16 protein-coding genes and 2 tRNA genes are annotated in these 18,945 nt (G+C 59.2%); 15 read left to right on the top strand and 3 right to left on the bottom strand.

Annotated features, from left to right (window positions below; all coding sequences use genetic code 11):
- Positions 1-2: 2 nt before the first annotated feature.
- The 8 genes from murB (at position 3) to accA (ending at position 6,603) form a co-directional block, all read left to right on the top strand.
- Positions 3-1,025, top strand: a complete 1,023-nt coding sequence (murB, locus tag QWI16_RS11040; RefSeq protein WP_302713105.1) for a UDP-N-acetylmuramate dehydrogenase — start codon at positions 3-5, stop codon at positions 1,023-1,025.
- A 1-nt stretch (position 1,026) separates the two neighbouring features.
- Positions 1,027-1,644 carry an alpha-ketoglutarate-dependent dioxygenase AlkB family protein gene (locus QWI16_RS11035; RefSeq protein WP_302713104.1) on the top strand — a complete coding sequence of 206 codons (618 nt, stop codon included), beginning with the start codon at positions 1,027-1,029 and terminating at the stop codon, positions 1,642-1,644.
- Between the two features lie 105 nt (positions 1,645-1,749).
- Positions 1,750-2,400 carry a response regulator gene (locus tag QWI16_RS11030; protein ID WP_302713101.1) on the top strand — a complete coding sequence of 217 codons (651 nt, stop codon included), beginning with the start codon at positions 1,750-1,752 and terminating at the stop codon, positions 2,398-2,400.
- Positions 2,401-2,428: 28 nt separating this feature from the next.
- Positions 2,429-4,255 carry an excinuclease ABC subunit UvrC gene (gene uvrC / locus QWI16_RS11025; protein ID WP_302713097.1) on the top strand — a complete coding sequence of 609 codons (1,827 nt, stop codon included), beginning with the start codon at positions 2,429-2,431 and terminating at the stop codon, positions 4,253-4,255.
- A gap of 105 nt (positions 4,256-4,360) precedes the next feature.
- Entirely contained in the window at positions 4,361-4,939 is a 579-nt protein-coding gene (gene pgsA / locus QWI16_RS11020; protein ID WP_302713095.1) for a CDP-diacylglycerol--glycerol-3-phosphate 3-phosphatidyltransferase, read from the top strand.
- 121 nt (positions 4,940-5,060) lie between these two features.
- A tRNA-Cys gene (locus tag QWI16_RS11015) sits at positions 5,061-5,134 on the top strand.
- A 66-nt stretch (positions 5,135-5,200) separates the two neighbouring features.
- Positions 5,201-5,289 (top strand) — tRNA-Leu (locus QWI16_RS11010).
- 363 nt (positions 5,290-5,652) lie between these two features.
- Positions 5,653-6,603 carry an acetyl-CoA carboxylase carboxyl transferase subunit alpha gene (gene accA / locus QWI16_RS11005; protein WP_302713093.1) on the top strand — a complete coding sequence of 317 codons (951 nt, stop codon included), beginning with the start codon at positions 5,653-5,655 and terminating at the stop codon, positions 6,601-6,603.
- 35 nt (positions 6,604-6,638) lie between these two features.
- On the opposite strand, the gene QWI16_RS11000 is transcribed toward accA, so the two are convergent.
- Positions 6,639-7,178 carry an energy transducer TonB gene (locus QWI16_RS11000; RefSeq protein ID WP_302713092.1) on the bottom strand — a complete coding sequence of 180 codons (540 nt, stop codon included), beginning with the start codon at positions 7,176-7,178 and terminating at the stop codon, positions 6,639-6,641.
- Positions 7,179-7,257: 79 nt separating this feature from the next.
- Positions 7,258-7,584 (bottom strand): stress response translation initiation inhibitor YciH, encoded by a 327-nt coding sequence (gene yciH / locus QWI16_RS10995; RefSeq protein WP_302713091.1) that lies wholly within the window; start codon positions 7,582-7,584, stop codon positions 7,258-7,260.
- A gap of 89 nt (positions 7,585-7,673) precedes the next feature.
- On the opposite strand from yciH, the gene QWI16_RS10990 reads away from it, so the two are divergent.
- The 4 genes from QWI16_RS10990 (at position 7,674) to QWI16_RS10975 (ending at position 12,773) form a co-directional block, all read left to right on the top strand.
- Positions 7,674-8,039: a c-type cytochrome gene (locus QWI16_RS10990; RefSeq protein ID WP_302713090.1), complete on the top strand. Its 366-nt coding sequence runs from the start codon at positions 7,674-7,676 to the stop codon at positions 8,037-8,039.
- Positions 7,954-9,210 carry a serine hydrolase domain-containing protein gene (locus tag QWI16_RS10985; RefSeq protein ID WP_302713088.1) on the top strand — a complete coding sequence of 419 codons (1,257 nt, stop codon included), beginning with the start codon at positions 7,954-7,956 and terminating at the stop codon, positions 9,208-9,210. Before QWI16_RS10990 ends, QWI16_RS10985 begins: the two co-directional genes overlap by 86 nt.
- Positions 9,211-9,266: 56 nt before the next feature.
- A complete protein-coding gene (locus QWI16_RS10980; RefSeq protein WP_302713086.1) occupies positions 9,267-9,479 on the top strand; it encodes a SlyX family protein in 213 nt (70 codons plus the stop codon).
- A 75-nt stretch (positions 9,480-9,554) separates the two neighbouring features.
- The gene (locus tag QWI16_RS10975; RefSeq protein ID WP_302713085.1) at positions 9,555-12,773 is read left to right on the top strand and encodes a putative bifunctional diguanylate cyclase/phosphodiesterase; all 3,219 of its coding nucleotides are present in this window, start codon (positions 9,555-9,557) and stop codon (positions 12,771-12,773) included.
- Between the two features lie 55 nt (positions 12,774-12,828).
- Here QWI16_RS10975 and QWI16_RS10970 read toward each other — a convergent pair whose 3' ends face one another.
- Positions 12,829-14,256 carry a M48 family metalloprotease gene (locus QWI16_RS10970; protein WP_302713083.1) on the bottom strand — a complete coding sequence of 476 codons (1,428 nt, stop codon included), beginning with the start codon at positions 14,254-14,256 and terminating at the stop codon, positions 12,829-12,831.
- Between the two features lie 210 nt (positions 14,257-14,466).
- On the opposite strand from QWI16_RS10970, the gene QWI16_RS10965 reads away from it, so the two are divergent.
- Genes QWI16_RS10965 through QWI16_RS10955 form a run of 3 tightly spaced genes read left to right on the top strand, consistent with a single transcriptional unit; the run spans position 14,467 to position 18,575 of the window.
- Positions 14,467-14,721, top strand: coding sequence for a sulfurtransferase TusA family protein (locus QWI16_RS10965; protein WP_302713081.1), 255 nt, complete (start codon positions 14,467-14,469; stop codon positions 14,719-14,721).
- A gap of 36 nt (positions 14,722-14,757) precedes the next feature.
- Complete coding sequence (locus QWI16_RS10960; RefSeq protein WP_302713080.1) at positions 14,758-15,855, top strand: AI-2E family transporter; 1,098 nt, start codon at positions 14,758-14,760, stop codon at positions 15,853-15,855.
- Positions 15,855-18,575, top strand: coding sequence for an insulinase family protein (locus QWI16_RS10955; RefSeq protein WP_302713079.1), 2,721 nt, complete (start codon positions 15,855-15,857; stop codon positions 18,573-18,575). The genes QWI16_RS10960 and QWI16_RS10955 overlap by 1 nt, the downstream gene beginning before the upstream one ends.
- The last annotated feature ends 370 nt before the right edge of the window (positions 18,576-18,945 follow it).

Raw genomic sequence — 18,945 nt, 5'->3', positions numbered from 1 at the left:
CTGTGGCGCTGGTTCTGCCGGAGTTTGATCTCGCGCGGTTCAACACCTTGGCTTCCCCGGCCCGGGCGCGCGCCTACATGAGTGTCGCCAGTCGCGAAGAGCTTGTTGAGGCGCTGCAGTTTGCCCGTGAGCATAGCCTGCCTATTTTGCCTCTGGGCGGTGGCAGCAATATTGTGCTGCGCGAAGATTTCCCCGGGCTGGTGGTGCACATCAAAATGCGCGGCATTGAGCTGGTGCACGAAACCCAGGAGCACCTGTGGGTACGCGCCCAGGCCGGGGAAAACTGGCATGAGTTTGTTCTCTACTGCCTCGCGATGGGCTGGTATGGGCTGGAGAACTTGTCGCTGATTCCCGGCTCGGTCGGGGCTGCGCCCATTCAGAACATTGGCGCTTACGGTGTCGAGCTCGACAGTGTATTTGCCGAGCTTACCGCGCTTGAAGTTGCGTCGCGCCTTGCTGTGACCTTTGATGGTGACGGCTGCGGTTTTGGTTATCGCGACAGTGTGTTCAAGCAGCGCCTGAAAGACCAGTACATCATTTGTGATGTGACCTTTAAACTGAATAAAACCGCGCACTTGCGCATCGATTACCCGGCTCTTGCCGAGCGTTTGGCGGCTATACCCCGCGACGCGCTCACCGCCGAGCAGGTGAGCGCCGCAGTCTGCGCCATTCGCCGGGAAAAGCTCCCCGACCCCGAGACCATTCCCAATGCCGGCAGTTTTTTTAAAAACCCAGTGGTGCCGGCCAATCACTTCGAGGCGCTGCGCTCGCGCTACCCGGACATCGTCGGCTACCCGCAGGCGGACGGCAAGGTAAAGCTCGCCGCCGCTTGGTTGATTGATCGCGCCGGGTGGAAAGGCGTGAGCGAGGGCAATGTGGCCGTGCACAGCCAGCAGGCACTGGTGCTGACCAATCCGGGCCGCGCCTATGGTGAAGAACTGCTGTTTCTGGCCGAGCGGATTCGCGCCAGTGTCCGCCAGACCTATGACGTGGAGCTGGAAATCGAACCGCGGATTTACCCCTGACATGCAGGATGATCTGTTTGCCTCGGATGAGCCTGAGGTTCTGATTGACGAGGATGGCCTGGCGGTGCTTTATCGCCGCTGGCTGAGCGAGGAGCAATCGCGCGGCGCGTTTCAGACGCTTGCGCAAGAGCTCCGCTGGGAGCAGACACCCATTACTCTCTATGGTCGGACTCAGCTTATCCCCCGGCTCAATGCCTGGTACGGCGATGCGGGCTCGGGCTATGCCTACTCGGGCGCGAGCTTTGCGCCCAGACCCTGGACCGAGACGCTTGCGGCCCTGCGCGGTCGGCTTGAGCGCGATACCGGAGCGAGGTTCAACAGCGTGCTCGCCAACCTGTACCGCGACGGCGCCGACAGCGTTGCCTGGCACAGCGACGACGAGCCCGAGCTGGGCCCTGAGCCCACCATTGCCTCCGTCAGTCTCGGTGCCAGCCGGCGCTTTTCCCTGCGCCACAAGACCAGTCGCCGCACTCTGGCTGTGGAGCTTGCCGATGGTGATCTGCTACTCATGAGCGGTACTTTGCAGCGTCACTGGGAGCACCAACTGGCGAAAACACGGCGCGATCTGGGCCCCAGGATCAATTTGACTTATCGCCAGGTGATCCAAGGTTCCACCTGACTGGCAAATCCTGCTAATATTCAAGGGAAATAAGCATAATTGTGGTGGCCGCCAGGTCAGCATAGAGCGTTATGGGGCGGCCTCGGCCAGCCCAGGGGGTATCCGGTGACGAGAATTCTGGTCGTAGACGATCATGACCTGGTGCGTATGGGCATTGTCCGTATGCTCAACGACGTCAAAGGCTACGAGGTGGTGGGCGACGCCAAAAGCGGCGAAGAAGCCGTCACCAAAGCGCGCACCCTCGCCCCCGAAGTGGTGCTGATGGATGTGAAGATGCCCGGCATAGGCGGGCTTGAAGCCACCCGGAAAATGCTGGCCGCCAATCCCGGTGTCAAGATCATCGCGGTGACCGCCTGCGACGACAGTCTTTATCCCTCCCGTTTACTGCAGGCCGGCGCCCTCGGTTATGTCACCAAGGGGACGGGCTTTACCGATATCACCACCGCCATAGACACGGTCGTGCGCGGGCGGCAGTACATGAGCAGCGCCATTGCCCAGCAGCTGGCACTGAGGAACATCACCGGCTCTCAGGATACCTCGCCCTTCGAAAAGCTCTCCCAGCGGGAGCTGGAAACCGCCATGCTGATTGCCGGTGGCCACAAGGCGCAAGACATTGCCACTACCTTTTCGGTGAGCCCGAAAACGGTTAACAGTTATCGCTACCGCATTTTTGAAAAACTCGGCATCAACTCCGATGTGGAATTGGCGCTGCTCGCCGTAAAGTACAATTATCTCGATCCAGAAGCCGTCGTTTAGTTCGCCACTGGGGTTATAATGCTGCCCTATGGTAGACGCGCAATTTGACCCCAAGCGATTCCTCGCCAATCAGACCCAAGCCCCCGGCGTGTATCAAATGTTCAACGCCAGCGGGGACATTCTCTATGTGGGCAAAGCCAAGAATCTGAAAAAGCGCCTGGCGAGCTACTTTCGCGCGAGCGGTCTGTCGCCGAAGACCGAGGCGTTGGTGTCGCGCATCGCCCGGGTAGAAGTGACAATCACTGCCAGCGAAAGTGAAGCGCTGATTCTCGAGCAGAATCTGATCAAGTCGAACCGCCCGCCCTACAATATTCTGCTGCGCGACGACAAATCTTACCCCTATGTGTTTGTCTCCTCCGGTGAGCCCTATCCCCGCCTGGCTTTCCATCGCGGCGCGAAAAAGAAAAAGGGCGATTACTACGGCCCTTACCCCAATGTGGGTGCTGTGCGCGAGAGCCTGAACTTCTTACAGAAGACGTTCAAGGTGCGCCAGTGTGAAGACAGTGTGTTCAGCAACCGGTCTCGCCCCTGTCTGCAGTATCAAATCAACCGCTGCACCGGCCCCTGCGTGGATTTGATCAGCCCCGAGGATTACGCCCGCGATGTGCATCACACCCGGCTCTTTCTGGCGGGGAAAAACCAGGAGTTATTGCGCGAACTCGCCGACGAAATGGAAGCGGCTTCGGCGGAGCTGGCGTTTGAACGGGCAGCTGAGCTTCGCGATCAGATCAGCGCCCTGCGCCAGGTTCAGGCCCAGCAGAGCGTAGAGGAGGGCAGTGCGGACATGGACATCATCGCCGTTGCCACCCGCAGCGCCAATGCCTGTGTGCACGCGCTCTTTATTCGCCAGGGCCGCATTCTCGGCAGCCGCAGTTTTTACCCCAAGCTCGGTTTGGGCGAGAGCGAGGCCGATGTGCTGGGAGAGTTTTTGCCCCAATTTTATCTGGCAGGCGGGCGCGAGGTGCCGGCCTCGGTGGTCACCAGTGTGCCTCTGGCCGAGGCCGAATTGCTGAGCGAAGCGCTGGCCTCCGCTCGCGGGGCAAAAGTGCATATCACTCACAAGGTCCGCACCCATCGCGCCCGCTGGGTCGAGATGGCCCAGAAAGCGGCCGAACAAAACATCGTCGCGCGCATCAACAGCCGCAAAACCGTCACCGATCGTTTGCTGGCACTGCAGGATGTGCTGGGCCTGGAAGATATGCCGGGCCGGTTGGAGTGTTTTGATATCAGTCACTCCAGCGGTGAGCTTACGGTTGCCTCGTGTGTGGTGTTTGACAGTGAGGGCTCGGCCAAATCGGATTATCGGCGCTTCAATATTGAGGGCATTACCCCGGGCGATGATTACGCGGCCATGGAGCAGGCGCTCACCCGGCGTTATACCCGCCTGCAAAAAGGCGAGGGGCGTCTGCCGGATATTTTGTTTATCGACGGCGGCAAGGGTCAGTTGGGGGTGGCCGAGCGCGTCATCGCCGAGTTGGGCGTGAAGGGCGTGTTGCTGATTGGTGTGGCCAAGGGCACGACCCGCAAACCCGGCTTTGAAACCCTGTACAACGCTGACACCGGACAAGAGATTGTGCTCGGTAGCGATTCACCTGCGCTGCACGTGATTCAGCAAATACGCGATGAGGCTCACCGCTTTGCCATCACCGGCCACAAGAACCGGCGCGATAAAAAGCGCCGGGGCTCGACCTTGGACGATATCGCCGGTGTCGGGCCCGCCAAGCGCCGCGAACTGCTGCGCCACTTCGGCGGCCTGCAAGAAATTCAGCGTGCCAGTGTTGATGACCTGGCGAAAACGTCAGGTATCAGCCGGCGCCTTGCAGAGGATATTTACGGCTATTTTCACGACGACTAGGCAATTGCCCGCTCGGTAAATAGTGTTTGTCGCTGTGAGTGTTGTATCATCCCCCCAACAGGTGCCCAATGGCGCTCCACTGAGTTTTGACAAGAAGCCCGCAGTATGACCTTCGCCAATCAACTGACATTGATCCGCATCGCCCTGATCCCGCTTTTTGTGCTGGTGTTTTTCCTGCCCTTTACCGGGGCACACTTTACCGCGGCCCTAATTTTCAGTGCGGCGGCCATTACCGACTGGGCCGACGGCTATGTGGCTCGCAAATACAATCAGAGCACCAAGCTCGGCGCCTTTCTCGATCCGGTCGCGGACAAGCTGATGGTGGTTATCGCCCTGGTGCTCTTGGTGACCATTCACCCGAAAGCTTGGTTCGCCACCTGTGCGGTGGTGATTGTCGGGCGCGAAATTGTGATCTCGGCGCTGCGCGAGTGGATGGCTGAGCTTGGTCAGCGCGCCAGCGTCGCCGTGTCCTACATCGGTAAAGTGAAAACCACGCTGCAGATGATCGCCCTGATTGTGCTGTTGGCAGATTTCCCCTGGCTCAACTGGGCCGGGTACATCTGCCTGGTCGCTGCCGCGGCCCTGACCCTCTGGTCGATGGTGCTCTACCTGAAAGCCGCCGCGCCGTTTTTACTGGCTGATATTGGCAAAAATGAGAGCGGTGACGCGCCAGACGGCGAGTAGCGCCAGACCCCAGCGGCTAAGTGCTTAATAATCAGTCAGTTAGCCGTGAGTAGAAAAAGAATTTTGAAAAATAGAGGTAGGCAGGCCCGGTAAATTGGGCTAGAATGCCGCCCTCTTTTACGGCGCGATAGCAAAGCGGTTATGCCCCGGATTGCAAATCCGGTTAGCCCGGTTCGACTCCGGGTCGCGCCTCCACTTTCCCTACTGCCAGCACCGGCAGGCAAAGGCGAAAAGGTTCCTGACATGGGGCCACACCCCAAGGCCCGGGTGGTGGAATCGGTAGACACAGCAGACTTAAAATCTGCCGGCCTTATTTGGCCGTGCCGGTTCAAGTCCGGCTCCGGGCACCATTATCTTGTTTTCTTATCGAATCTTTTGCCCAAGTCGGGCTTGGAGCCATAGCCTCGGCCGGCCTTGAACCGGTCCCGGTTAAAGTGGCTCGCGCCTGCATGCGCTCGATTCGTCCTACCTGTTGAGCGGTCCTGCAGTGTTCCATTCTAATAAAAGCCCCTAAGTGTTTTTCCGAAGACCTTGGTTAGGCTTTTAGGCTTGTGAATCGATTGGCGCATTTTTCTATGCGCACATCTCACACGGCTTAGGCGCGTGTGTAGAGGTCGACTAAATGGCCGCTTTCGCGTATCTTATGCGCGCCAAAGACCGAATTCATTTTGTGAAGTTGCCTGCGGGCAACTTCAGGACGCGCAAGTGGAACTATGAACCTGAATTATCTTGATTTTGAACAGCCCATTGCTGTCCTTGAGGGCAAGATCGAAGAGCTGCAATTGGTCGGCAATGACAACGACCTGAACATTACCGAAGAGATTTCCAAGCTCAAGGAAAAAAGTACCAAACTGACCGAGAGTATTTACTCCAATCTGACGTCCTGGCAGGTTGTGCAGGTGGCGCGCCATCCGCAGCGCCCCTATGCGACGGATTACATCAAACGTATTTTTACCGATTGGGATGAGCTGCACGGCGACCGCCATTTTGGCGACGACCGCGCCATTGTCGGCGGGGTTGCCCGGCTCGACGGCAAGCCGGTAATGGTCATTGGTGAGGAGAAAGGACGCAGTGTCAGCGATAAGGTGATGCGCAACTTCGGTATGCCCAAGCCTGAAGGTTATCGCAAGGCGCTGCGCCTGATGGAGATGGCCGAGCGCTTTAAGCTGCCGGTGCTGACGTTGATCGACACTCCCGGGGCCTATCCGGGTATCGACTCAGAAGAGCGCGGCATCAGTGAGGCGATCGCCCAGAACCTGGCGGTCATGTCTCGACTGAAGACCCCCATTATCTGTACGGTGATCGGCGAAGGGTCCTCCGGCGGCGCATTGGCCATTGGCGTGGGTGATCATCTGAACATGCTGCAGTATTCCACTTACTTTGTGATTTCACCCGAGGGCTGCGCCAACATCATCTGGAAAACCGTGGATAAGGCGCCGCTGGCTGCCGAGGCCATGGGGGTGACATCCAGTGTGCTGGAGGAGCTCGGTATCGTCGATGAAACCATCCCCGAGCCTCTCGGTGGTGCTCACCGCAACATTGACGCCATGGCCGATACCTTGAGACTGCGTTTGAGCGAGCAGCTCGATCGCCTTGGTGGTGTGCCGATTGAAGAGCTTCTGGATAAGCGCTACGAGCGCCTGATGAGCTACGGCAATCCATAAAAAAACGCCCCTCGGGGCGTTTTTCGTATTGGGATTTAGGCTGTGCCCGCCAAGACTTTGTCGTATTTCCGGCTGAGCATATCGTAAAAACTCTCGCGCGCCTGCAGTACCCCCTGGCGCAGGGCCGCGACTTGCTCGCTGTTGATGTCGCGCCGGCCAGCGTAGACCTGGCGGCGAAAGCCGATGATTTGGCTGGCGTAGATTTTCAGGCTTTTCTCCAGGTTCTTCTCTCCCAGAATCAGCAGCTTGGCTTCGGCGGCGGCCATTTTCTGAAAGGTCGCCACCAGTTCCTCATTCACCTTTTCCAGCTCCTGTTTGCGATTGGCGGGCCAGCGCTCGCCAAATTCAACCGACTCGGCGGCGAGCGAGGCGTATTTGCTGAAAATATGGGTCACCTGGCCGACAAAGTCTGAGATTTCTTCAAATACGTCCAGACGCTTTTGCTCGCGCAGTGAGCGAGGGCCGAGAACGGCGTTGCGGCGCGTCCACCACCAGGCACTGAATACGGCGATGGCGGCGCCAGTGCCCACCTTAAAGGTGGTGTCAATGATGGCGAAGGTGATGCTGGTATCCATGGGGTTCCTCGTGTGTCACCGTCAGTAAATCGTCGCCTCTGGGGCTTTTGACGGTTTCAGCAAGATTTACGCCATAGATTTAGCCCCCGGCGAGTTTGACCGTGTAGCCAGCCTTTTCCAGCGCTGCTTTTAAAGTCTCGCGGTGATCCCCCTGAATTTCGATCTGGCCGTCTTTGACTGCACCGCCAGTCCCGCAGGCTTGTTTGAGGGTTTTGGCCAGGCTCTTGAGCTCGGCGCCCGCCAGAGGTAGCCCCTTGACCACGCTGACGGTCTTGCCGCCGCGGCCTTTGCTCTCGCGCCAGATGCGCACTATGCCATCGGCGCTGCCCTGGGCTTCAGGCTGCGGTGCGGTTTCTTTGATGCGACCTCGGTCGGTGGAATAAACCAGCTTTGACTCTTTGCTCACATTGCCTCCTCGAGCCCGGAAATGATGACGTAAGTATACCGGTGCTTGTATGTATAATGCGGCCACTTGTTCAATTGTGGGAGAATCGAGTGGCGTACCGGCGATGGTTTTTGATACTCACTTTACTGCTGATGGCCTGTGGCCGGGAAGAGGTCCCCAGTGCCACGGTGGAGATGGAAGATCCGGTGCAGCTCGGTGCCCGAAAGGCGAGGGTGTGTATGGGCTGTCACGGCCCTAAGGGAATCTCGCGCATCGCCTCCTACCCCTCACTGGCTGGAAAGAGTGAAGCCTATCTGGCAGAGCAAATGCGGGCCTTCAAATCCGGTGAGCGCGAAAATCCTATGATGAACGCCATGGCCACCAATCTCAATGAAGATGACATCCTCCACCTGGCTGCCTACTTCTCCGCGCAAGCCACGCCCGGCGGTGAGCCTCAAGGGGGCGCTGGTGATTGATGTCGAGGGTTACTGGCCCGAGGGCGCCGAGCCCCTGAAAGAGGCTTTTACGGAGAATTTCAGGCGTTTTGGCGAGACCGGTGCTTCACTGGCGGTGGTGCGCGGTGGCGAGGTGATTGCCAGCCTCTGGGCCGGCACTCGCGATCGCGAGCAGACGCTGCCCTGGCGAGAGGACACCTGCGTCAATGTCTTCTCTGCCGGTAAACCGCTGGTCGCCGCAGTGATCATGACTTTGGTGGCCGAGGGCGCCTTGGACCTGGATAAACCCATCGGCGTCTACTGGCCGGCGTTTGCCGCCCGCGGTAAAGAGGCGATTACCGCGCGTCAGATCCTCAGTCACACCAGCGGTCTTAGCGCTTTTCATCCGCGGGTGAAAGAGCCGGTCATCTTTGACCGCGTGGCGGTTGCGGGTCTTTTGGAATACGAGACGCCCTGGTGGTCGCCGGGTACCGCCCAGGGCTATTCGCCGTTTCTCTACGGCTGGATACTCGCTGAACTGGCATGCCGGGTCAGTGGAGAGACGGACTTCAACCGAATGTTTCAACAGCGTGTGGCGCAGCCTTTGGCCATGCAAGCTTACTACGGCGTGCCCATTGATCGTCAGCAGGCGCTGGCCGATGTGGCCCCTCTGAAAAAGCCCCTGGGCAGTATTGGCAGCGCCAGTGAGGGCGCCAACAGTGCCGCTCTTGGGCAGCTGATGAAGGCGGACCCACGAGGCGTTACCAACCGGGCCTTCAGCAACCCAATGAGTTTGATGAACAGCACCAATACGCAGACCTGGCGCTCGGCCTGTATTCCGGCGGCCAATTGCCATACCGACGCCTTATCTCTGGCGCGCTTTTATGCCGATCTGGCCAGTACCCAGCCCTCCGTGGTGACGCGCGAGGTGCGAGATCAGTTTACCGCCGGCTCAGCGGCACAGCAGGATAGGGTGCTGGGTGTGAACCTGCGGTTTGGCCTTGGGTTTATGCTTTCGCAGGACGTCGACGATTGCCGCTACGGCTCGTTGGCCGGCTTTGGCCATCCGGGCGCCGGTGGCAGTGTCGGTTTCGCCGACCCGGAGTCGGGCATTGGCTTTGGGTATGTGACCTCGCGCCTCGGTCAGAGCTTGCTGGTGGATGCCCGGGCGCAGTCGCTTATCGCGGCCTTGACCTGCCTTAAGGGTGGTTAGTGGGGGCAGCCGGGTCGAATAGCCGGCGTGCACAGTTATTGAAGAGGTTTTACTTCATGAGTCAGCAGGACATTGAAGATTTGCAAAGTCGATTGGCGTTTCAGGAAGATACGCTCGCCGAGCTTAATGGTATTGTTGCGCGCCAGGATCGCCAGCTCAGCGAGCTGACAGAGGCCTTTACGGCCTTGGTTAAAAAACTCGACGATATGCACTACGAGCGCGAGCGCTCGGGCGCTGCACCGGCCGATGAGCGGCCCCCGCATTATTAGCGTCAGCCGTTTGTCATTTGTGTTTGCCAGGGGCTACACTGAGAGCACTTACCACCTGATAGGTGCGTCCTCAGGATGAAGCAGGGAATCAGTGACAGGACAGAGGCCGCGCGCGGACTCTTCACGCAAGAACCGCCGGCCAACCCGGCCGCCCATTGGCACTGGCGTTACGATCGCCTCACCGGGCGCTTGACCTTCGCCGTGGCCGGGGTCTCCCAGAGTTATTGCATCGATAACATTTCCTCCGATCTGTCTCAGGCCGATTTCGCCGCGTTCGGCGGAGCTTTGGCCCGCTTTGATGGCGCCGAGGCGGACGATTGCCACTGTGTGCTGGAGCGGGCAGGCGGCGGTATCGACGGTCCTTTGCTCATGCTGTTTAGTGCCCCTGGCGGCATTCGCCCGGAGGCCGGTGCGCGTGTCGAGGGCGTTGCGGTGGCACTGGGGGAGGGGCATTTCTTTTCCGGACTAGAGCGGGGCTTACTGTCGGCGCTGTCGCTCGCGTGTGACGGTATGGCGCTGTTTGATGCCTCGGGTACACTGCTCTGGCAGAACGCCGCAGCCCTGCAACTGCTCGGTATGAGCCAGCGCCAGAGCGAGCGGGCTATTGGCCGCTACAACCTCAGGCTGGACGGCCACCTCAATGATCAGCTCGATGTGCCCGCGTTGCTCGACGCTTTGGGCACGGCTCCGAAGGGCAGTGCCTGTGTACTTCGCTACCCGGTCAAACCCGCTGGAAACCAGTCGGTCTTCAATCAGTTTCGGGTGCGCTTTGTCCCTATCCTATCGGGCGACAGCCCCTGTGAGCTGTTGCTGCTGCAGATTCAGCGCGCCGGAAAGCATGACCCCCTGGACCAGCTTGAGCCACTGATGATCGATGCCCAGTGTCAGGTCTCGTTAAAAAATCTCAAGGGCGCCTACCTGGCCGACTTTGCATCCGCGGCCTCGGGTCTTGGCGAGCTGGGACCCGGTGCAACGGATCTCGATCGCTTTTCGGCGCACACCGCACTTGCTCTGAGGCGGTTGGGCAAGGAGGCCGTGCTGGGGCGCAGCTGCGTTGCGGAAACCTTGCATTTGTCACTCGGTCCCAGCCGCGGCGAGCGCCGCTGCCACGTGCTGGACATTCCCCTCACCACCGGTGAGGGAAAGTCGGGCTTTTACGCGCAGCTATTGAGCCCGGCCGCGGATTCGCCTCTGGGTACGCGCAAAGCCTACGATGTACAGCGGCTGCTCAACGCGGTGCGCGCGGCCATTTGTTACCTTGATCGCTGGGGAATTGTCCGGGAGATCAATCAGGCGGCCAGCCAGGCCTTTGGTCACCGTCACATGGAGGGAAAGCACTTTATCGAATACGCCGCCGGTTGGGACGATCCGGCGGAGCGCCAACGGGAAATCATGCACGTTATCCGCACGGGTATCGCCCAGACCGATTCGCTTGAGTGTGTCACCCATCACGGGCGGACCCGTTGGTACAGCGTGGACAAGGTGCCGACCCGTGACGAGCGCGGTCGAATCTCGGGCGTATTGCTCACGATGAACGAGGTGACCGACCAGGTTTTGCAGGCGCAGAATTTGCGTGATATTGAGGCGCGCTATAAAGCCTATCGGGCGAACAGCTCAGACGCCATCTGGTGTTACGACCTGCAGCCGCCGGTGTCTATTCAGTGGACGGTAGATGCTCAGGCTTCCGCCATTGCCAGTGGCGCGCGCCTGTCACAGTGCAATGACCTTTTGGTGACGATGCTAGGGCTGTCGGATCGGCGCGATATTCTCGGCAGTGGCCTGACGGACATTGGCTCGGAGAATTACTTTTTCGATATTCACACCTTTATTCGCAACCAGTACCAACTGGGTGACCACGAAATTGTGCAGAGCAATCAGCGCGGGGAGAGGATTTATCGCCAGATCTCCTGCGTGGGTGTGATTGAAAGTGGCTATCTGGTGAGGGTGTGGGGCACAACCAAAGACATTACTGCGCGCAAACGCTACGAAGAAAAACTGGCCTATCAGGCCAATCACGACTCGCTTACTTCCCTGCCTAACCGGAGCAAACTTTATAAGGAAATCGAGCAGTGGCTGGAGGGGCGCAAGGCCAATCAGCAGGGTGCGCTGTTGCTGATTGATCTGGATCGGTTCAAGGAGATCAACGACACTCTGGGCCACCAGGTGGGCGATCAACTTCTGAAGCTGGTCGGCCCGCGCCTTGAGGCCGAAGTTGAGGAGCTGCCCGGTATGGTGGCGCGGCTCGGCGGCGACGAGTTTGCGGTTTTTTTGCAGCGGATTCGCAATCCCCAGCAAGCCATTGTGATTGCTCATCGCGTGCTCGATGCCCTGCGCCAGGAGTTTGTGCTGGATGGCTTTTCCACGGAGATGAGCGCCAGTATTGGTATATGCCTGAGCCCGAACCAGGCAGAAGATGTCAGCACCATGATGCGCTACGCCGACGTCGCCATGTATCGGGCAAAGAAAGACATGACCGGGCTTTCGCTGTACAACGCCGATTACGACCCGCACTCGGCGAAGCGATTGACAATGATGAGCGATCTTGGCAAAGCCATTCGGGAGAACCAGCTGGCGCTCTACTATCAACCGAAAGTGGATTTGATCAGCGGGCGCTGCTATGGCTTTGAAGCGTTAATCCGCTGGTTTCATCCACACATGGGGTTTGTCTCTCCCGCAGAGTTTATCCCTATTGTCGAGCTCACCAGCCTGGTTCATCCGCTGACCGTCTGGGTTCTGGATCACGCCATCAAGCAGGTTCGTCAATGGCGTGATCAGGGGCACAAAATTTCGGTGGCGGTCAACTTGTCGGCGCGCAATCTGCTCGACGACAATCTTCCCGCGCTGATTGGCAGGATGCTGGATCAACATAAGTTGCCGGGCCAGGCTCTGGATTTGGAAATTACCGAGAGCGCGATTATGACTGACCCGGCCCGGGCGTTGAAAAACCTGGACGAGCTGCACGCCTTAGGCGTGGGTTTATCCATTGACGATTTTGGTACGGGTTATTCTTCACTCGCGTATTTAAAGCGGCTGCCGGTTCAGACCTTGAAAATCGACAATTCGTTCGTCCGGCAAATGCTCGAGTCCGAGCGCGATGAAATCATCGTCAAGTCAACCATCCAGCTCGCACACAACCTTGAGATTAAGGTGGTGGCCGAGGGCGTTGAAAACGAGAGGTTGCTGGAGAAGTTGCAATCCATGGGCTGCGACAATGCCCAAGGGTATTTTATCGGTCGGCCCATGGATCAGGAAAAACTTGAGCGCTGGATGCTTGAATCGCACTGGTTCTGCTAGCGGGGCGCTCACTGCACCCGTTTACCGGCTCTGCCTGTGGGCAGAGCCAGATAAATCAGTAGTCCAATTCTGAGCGCAATTTTTCCACGTAGCGCAAACGCTCATTGAGCAGCGCCAGAGTGTAATCATCTTTGGTAAGCTTTAGCGCATTGCGCAACTGAATCATGGCTTTGTCGTACACGCCAATCTGGATAAAGTATTCCGCGCGCGCCTCATGTACGCCCAGTACATCACCGGCCAAGCCGTTCACCTCGGCCAGCAGGTACCAAAGGTAAGGATCTTCGGGCCGCTGGCGAACATACTGTGAGAGAAAATCGGCGCAGCTTTGGTAGTGGCCCGACTGCATCAGAGCCTCGGCGTAGCGCACATTGAAAGGGTAGTAGTTGGGCAGCTTGCGCAGCCCTTTTTGCAGCTTGTCGTGTGCTGTTTCATAGCGCTCGGCGGCGATGTCGATGTCGATATCCATCACCTGGTAAGTCAGGCGCTCGGGTTCTTTTTCCAGCAGTGGCGCAAGTGCCTTGGCCGCGGCGTCTGTGTCGCCAGCTTCGGCGTAGGCGAGGGCCAGGCCGTAGCGGCTGGCATCGTGCGACAGGGAGTCCCCCTCGAGCTCACCGGTGAAGAGGCTGACGGCGCGCTGGGCAGTTTCCGATTGAGCAAAGCGAACCCGGGCGCGCATCAGGTGAAACTCCAGGCTGTCTTCACGCAGCTGGCGGGGGTAGCGCATGGCCCGCGCCCGCGCGTCGGCCACCCGGCTTTCGGTGACCGGGTGGGTGAGTAGAAAATCCGGTGGGCGCCGGGAGTAGCGCGATGCTCTGAGCATTTGCTCGAACATGTCAGCGGCCGCGTAGGGGTCGTAGCCGGCTTGAATCAGAGTCTCTACGCCGATGCGATCGGCCTCCTGCTCGTTCTGCCGGCTAAAGCGCAGTTGGGCGTCGGCCGCGGCGGCCTGAGTCGCCGCCATTGCCGCCATGCCGCCGTCGCCACTGCCGCTGGCGGCCAGTACCAGGCTCGCCAGCAAGGCGGTGTAAAAAGGCAGCGTCATATTGCGCTGCTGTTCCAGTCGGCGCGCGTAGTGGCGCTGGCTTAAGTGCGCGAGCTCGTGGGTAAGCACCGAGGCCAGTTGCGCCTCGGTCTGCGAGTAGACCAGCAAGCCGGTGTGCACGCCGATGATATTGCCGGGGGCGGCAAAGGCATTCATTGTGGGGTTTTCCGCGACGATCAATTTGAAGTTGCGGTTGCTCAATTCACTGTAACGGGTCAGATTTGCGATCAGCGTTTCCAGGTAGCCAATCAGCAATGGGTCTGACGAGGTGGGAATCTGGCTGCGGTAACTGCGCATAAACAGCTCGCCCAGGCGTTTTTCTTCCTGATAGGAAATGATGCCTGAGGAGGTGTCGCCAAAGTCCGGCAGGTTGAGCTCATCGGCAGCGGGTGCTTGAGCCAGGCCCAAGGCCAGCGATGCGCAGGCAAGTATTCGTTTCACGTCGGGTCAGTACTCCGTCCAAAGACATCCGGGCCATCGAGGTATCCTGAGTCCTCGCGGGCGACGATTATCGCCGGGAAGGGCGAATGGTAACACCGCTGGAAAAGAAAGAGATACCTGTACTTGTGTCGGCGCAGATTGTCCAATAGCATGTTCGCTCACACCGAACACCGGGCGGGTCCCGGCTCAGTCGAGAGTTTTCTGTAGTCTATGACCGAAACGTCTTCCGGCAGTTCCGAGGCGAGTGTCTTGCAGGTGGACGCCTGCGGCCTACGCTGTCCCATGCCGCTGTTGCGGGCCAAGCAGGCGCTGAGCAAGCTGCCCGTCGGGGGCCGGATCAAGGTCTTAGCAACCGACGCCGGTTCGGTGCGTGACTTTCGGGCCTACGCCGAATTGTCAGAGCATTTATTGATCAGTCAGAGTGAGGATGGCGGTGTTTATACCCATGTGTTGCAAAAGGGCTGAATGGCCGAATCGCCGGTGTCTTTGGAGTGGCCGGGTATGCTGAAAATATTCCGCAGCTGGATCGACCGCTACTTCTCGGATGAGGAGGCGGTGCTGCTGGTGGTGCTGATAGCCGCCAGCCTGGTGGTTCTGCTCACTATGGGTATGGTGCTGGCTCCCATGATTGCCGGCATTATCATCGCCTTTCTGATGCAGGGGGTGGTGGTTCGCCTGCGCGAGTGGGGCGCTCCCCACTGGTTGGCGGTGACGCTCACCTTTATTTTACTGGTGGCCATGCTGGCCTCGATATTACTGATTCTTTTGCCGGTGATCTGGCAGCAATCCGCGCGCTTTTTAGCCGAAATGCCGCGAATGCTGGGCGAGTGGCAGGAAATTCTGCTGTTGCTTCCGGAAAACTACCCCAAATTGGTAACCCACGCGCAAGTAGAGGACTTGATGTCGGCCACTACGGCGGAGCTCGGGCGGCTGGGGCAGGGACTTGTCAGCTTTTCGGTAAGCAGTCTGCCGATGCTGGTGGCGGTGCTGGTGTACTTCGTTTTGGTGCCGATTCTGGTGTTCTTCTTCCTGAAAGACAGTACTTTAATCGTCAATTGGGTGGCGGGTTTTTTGCCGCACAAGCGCCCGGTGATGAGCAAAATCTGGCATGAGATGAACCAGCAGATCGCCAACTATGTGCGGGGCAAGGCCATTGAGATTTTGATCGTCGGGGCCGCCAGCTACGTGGTTTTTGCGCTGCTCGGGGTGAACTATGCCGTACTGCTCGCGATTGCTGTGGGCCTGTCGGTGGTTATCCCCTATATTGGCGCGGCGGTGGTGACTCTCCCGGTGGCGATGATTGGGTTTTTCCAGTGGGGATGGAGCTCGGAGTTTTTCTACCTAATGCTCGCCTACGGCGTGATTCAGGCGCTTGACGGCAATGTGCTCGTGCCTCTGTTGTTTTCCGAGGCAGTCAATCTCCACCCGGTGGCCATCATCATGGCCGTACTCGTGTTTGGCGGCCTCTGGGGTTTTTGGGGCGTGTTCTTTGCCATTCCCCTGGCCACTCTGGTCAAGGCCATCCTCTACGCCTGGCCGATTGGTGTGCACGAGGCGAATATGGCATCAAGCGGCGGCGATACGGCCGAGCAGGATTGATGAGCTGGCGCCAATCGCTTCGCTTGTTCTCTTTCGCGACGCTTGTGCTCGCGCTCACGCTGCCGAGCGTGACCGTCGCCGCCCAGGGTGTGAAAGCTTTGGCGGTAACGGCGAGCGACAGTGATCCACGGCAATATCGCGCCCTGGTGTTCGATAACGGTTTTGAAGCCTTGTTGATTCAGGAGCCGGGAGCGCAGACCCATTGGGTCATGACTGTGGCCGCCGGTGTTAACCAAGACCCCGCGACTCTGCCGGATTTGCATCGGTTAGCGGCCATGGCAAAGCTGGCCGCCGTCGGCGCCGATTGGCGACTTCGCAGCGAAGATCGCTACAGCCTGTTTAGGGCGGATGATCTGGGCGAGCTTACCAGAGCTGCCGCACTGCTAAGCGCGACCAATATTGAACAGAGCCTGATTGCCCGCACTCAGCAGCAGCTTGCCGATCTGCAGCGCACCGGTCACCAGGTGTCGGATGACGAGCGACGGATTGATGTATTACGCACTTTAGTAGCGTCCGGACACCCGCTGGCGCAGCGTACCGGCCAGTCCGCCAGTCTGGTACAGCTGCCTCTGCTCGAGCCAGAGCTGGCGCAATTTTGGCAGCGCTACTACCGCCCGGATAATGCGCGCCTGGTGGTCCGCTCCCAAGAGAGTCTCGACGAGCTGCAGCGACGTGTCAGTGACGCCTTCGTGGGGCTGGCGCCGGGGCCAGCGCTTGAGCGGGCGCCTGTGGCTGAGATGTTTGCCGACGACACCTTGCCTCTGCAGGTGGATATTCGCGTACAGAGCGGCCCGCAACTGGGGTTGTACTTTCCCATGTCAAACCCCGAAGCCCTTTATCGGCAAAAGCCTCTGGCGGTCGTCACGGAGCTTCTGACCGACCGCGGGCCAGGGAGTCTGTTGTCGCTGCTGCGGTCTTTGGGGTGGGCGCACACGATTCAGGCGGGTAGGGTGCTCAGCAGTGACAGCGACAGTCTTTTTGCGCTGGAGATTGAACTGACAGAGCTCGGGGTCGCCGCGCGCGAGCAAGTGGTGGCGCTGGTGTTCTATGTCATCGAGCAAATCCCTTACAAGGGATTAAAACCCTGGCGCTTTGACGAGTTGTCCCGTTTGGCCGAACTGGATTTTCTCTACACTGATGCCCGCTCGGCACGTGACCTGCCCGAGCTCGCCCGCCGACTGCACCGGGTAGCCATCAGCGATATTCTCTCGGCGCCTTACCGCTTCACGGCATTTGATGAAAAGCTCGTGCGCCGGTACCTGGAGTTTTTGCGCAGTGACAATGTGATCATTGCGCTCAGTGACTCGCAGGTCTCCTCCGATACTTTCACAGGCTATACGCGCACTGCCTACCGTACCCAGTCGGCGGCGTCCAAGCACCCGGACATCAAGCTTGCCGTCAGGCGCAAGCTGGCTTTTGCCGAGCCTAACAATTTTGTTCCCAAGCGCCTGGTGGTGAAGGAGGCGCAGTTGTTACCCGGCCCCGGCGGCGCCGCTGATGGCGCGCTTAAGGTGGTTGATAAGCCAGGTCTTGAGGCCTGGTTCCACAGTGGCCAAAACCTTTCCATGCCCACCGCCAGTGTCTATCTGCGCTTGCAGTTAAACACCGTGGAGAGCTCGGCGGACGCCGCTGCCAGGCACCTGCTTTGGGCTCAGGTGTACCGCCAGCAGCTCGATGAAATTCTCTACAACGCCGAGCAGGCCGGTGCCGAGTACCGCCTGTGGGCGCACCCGCTGGGGTTGGATATCGAAGTCGCCGGGTTCAACTCGCAGCTGGGCTTGATGCTGAGCCGTATCGGGCAGGCGTTTTCGACGCCGGGTGTTGCGCCCTCCGGTGTCAAGCGTGCGCGAGAGCTGCTGATTGAGCAACTGGGGCGGCCGACGTCGGAGTTTTTGAGCAGAGCTTATACCGATCCGCTGCTGCAGTGGCACTACCGGCCCAGCTGGTCAAATGTTGAGCTGATCGATGCGCTTGGCCGAATACAGGACGAGGAGCTGCGCCGGGCACCACCTGTCGGGCAGCTGCTGATGCTCTGTGCCGGCAATCTGTACCGTCAGGAAGCTCAGCGTCTGGTAGCCCTGAGCGAGCACTATTTTCTGGCCGAGGCAAGGCCCACCGGGGAGCAGGCCCAGTTGGTAACCGCCGGGCGAGCGCCACTTGCGGTGGCTTACCGTGACGGTGAACTGTCGGTGTATTTTCAGGCCGCGGGCTCGGATGCGCGGGAAAGTGTCTTTACCCGCGCGCTGGCAGGCTTGCTCAATGGCGAGTTGTTAACTGTGCCCGCGGGGGAGGGCGAGACCGCACCACCGCCTTTGGCGGTGCGGGCCGAGCCCTTCCCGGTGGCGGGCCGCCCGGGGCTGCTGCTGCAGAGCTCGCAGAATGCCTCGCCCGACGAGTTGCTGGCAGCGGTGCTGGAGCGCCTGGCAGAGCCGGATACGGGGCAGCGCCTAGATGAATTGAAAGCCGTCTGGCGTCGTCAGCCGCGCGAGCCGGAGTTGCCACCCTGGCAGGGCCGCGAGCTTTGGCGTGAGCTGCCGCGCGAGCAGACTGGCGATTACCGGACAGCGCTGGCGGCGCTGAACTCCGCCTCCATCGAGCGCTATGCCAGGAGCTTGTTTCAGGCCGTGCCTTACCCTTTGGTGGCGCCCGAGGATTCCCAGCAGCGCTCTGCCTACCAAAAGGCGCGCACGCTTGAGTCCCTAGGGCCTGTGGTGCCATGACTCGCATTTGGTTTGTTTGTCCGAACCGGTCTAGTTGGCTGCCGGGTGCTGAGCGAAAACTGCGCTTTGTGAGCAAAAAGCGTACCGTTCTTGGGGCAAGGGTTGCTTCAAGAACCGCCTAAGCGGGGCCGGGACTAGCAAAAACACGGTAAATATGTAAGAATTCGCGCATTTTTCGGCCCTTGTATTAGGGTCTGTTACACGAATTTGATGATCACTGTTGTGACTAAGAAGCCACCATTCGGAGCGCGATCGGCGCGGTTTGGGTGCTCTCAATCAGCGACAATCACCCTAAAGGCTGGCCGTTTGGTTGTGTCTTGACGCTCGAGTAGTGTTTCACTCGGCGGGAAGTTTGTCGTTCATGGTGAGT

This window comes from Gilvimarinus algae, assembly GCF_030518215.1.
Taxonomy (GTDB): domain Bacteria; phylum Pseudomonadota; class Gammaproteobacteria; order Pseudomonadales; family Cellvibrionaceae; genus Gilvimarinus; species Gilvimarinus algae.
The sequence above is the reverse complement of the archived record's forward strand: the minus strand, read 5'-3'. Positions and strand labels throughout refer to the sequence as shown.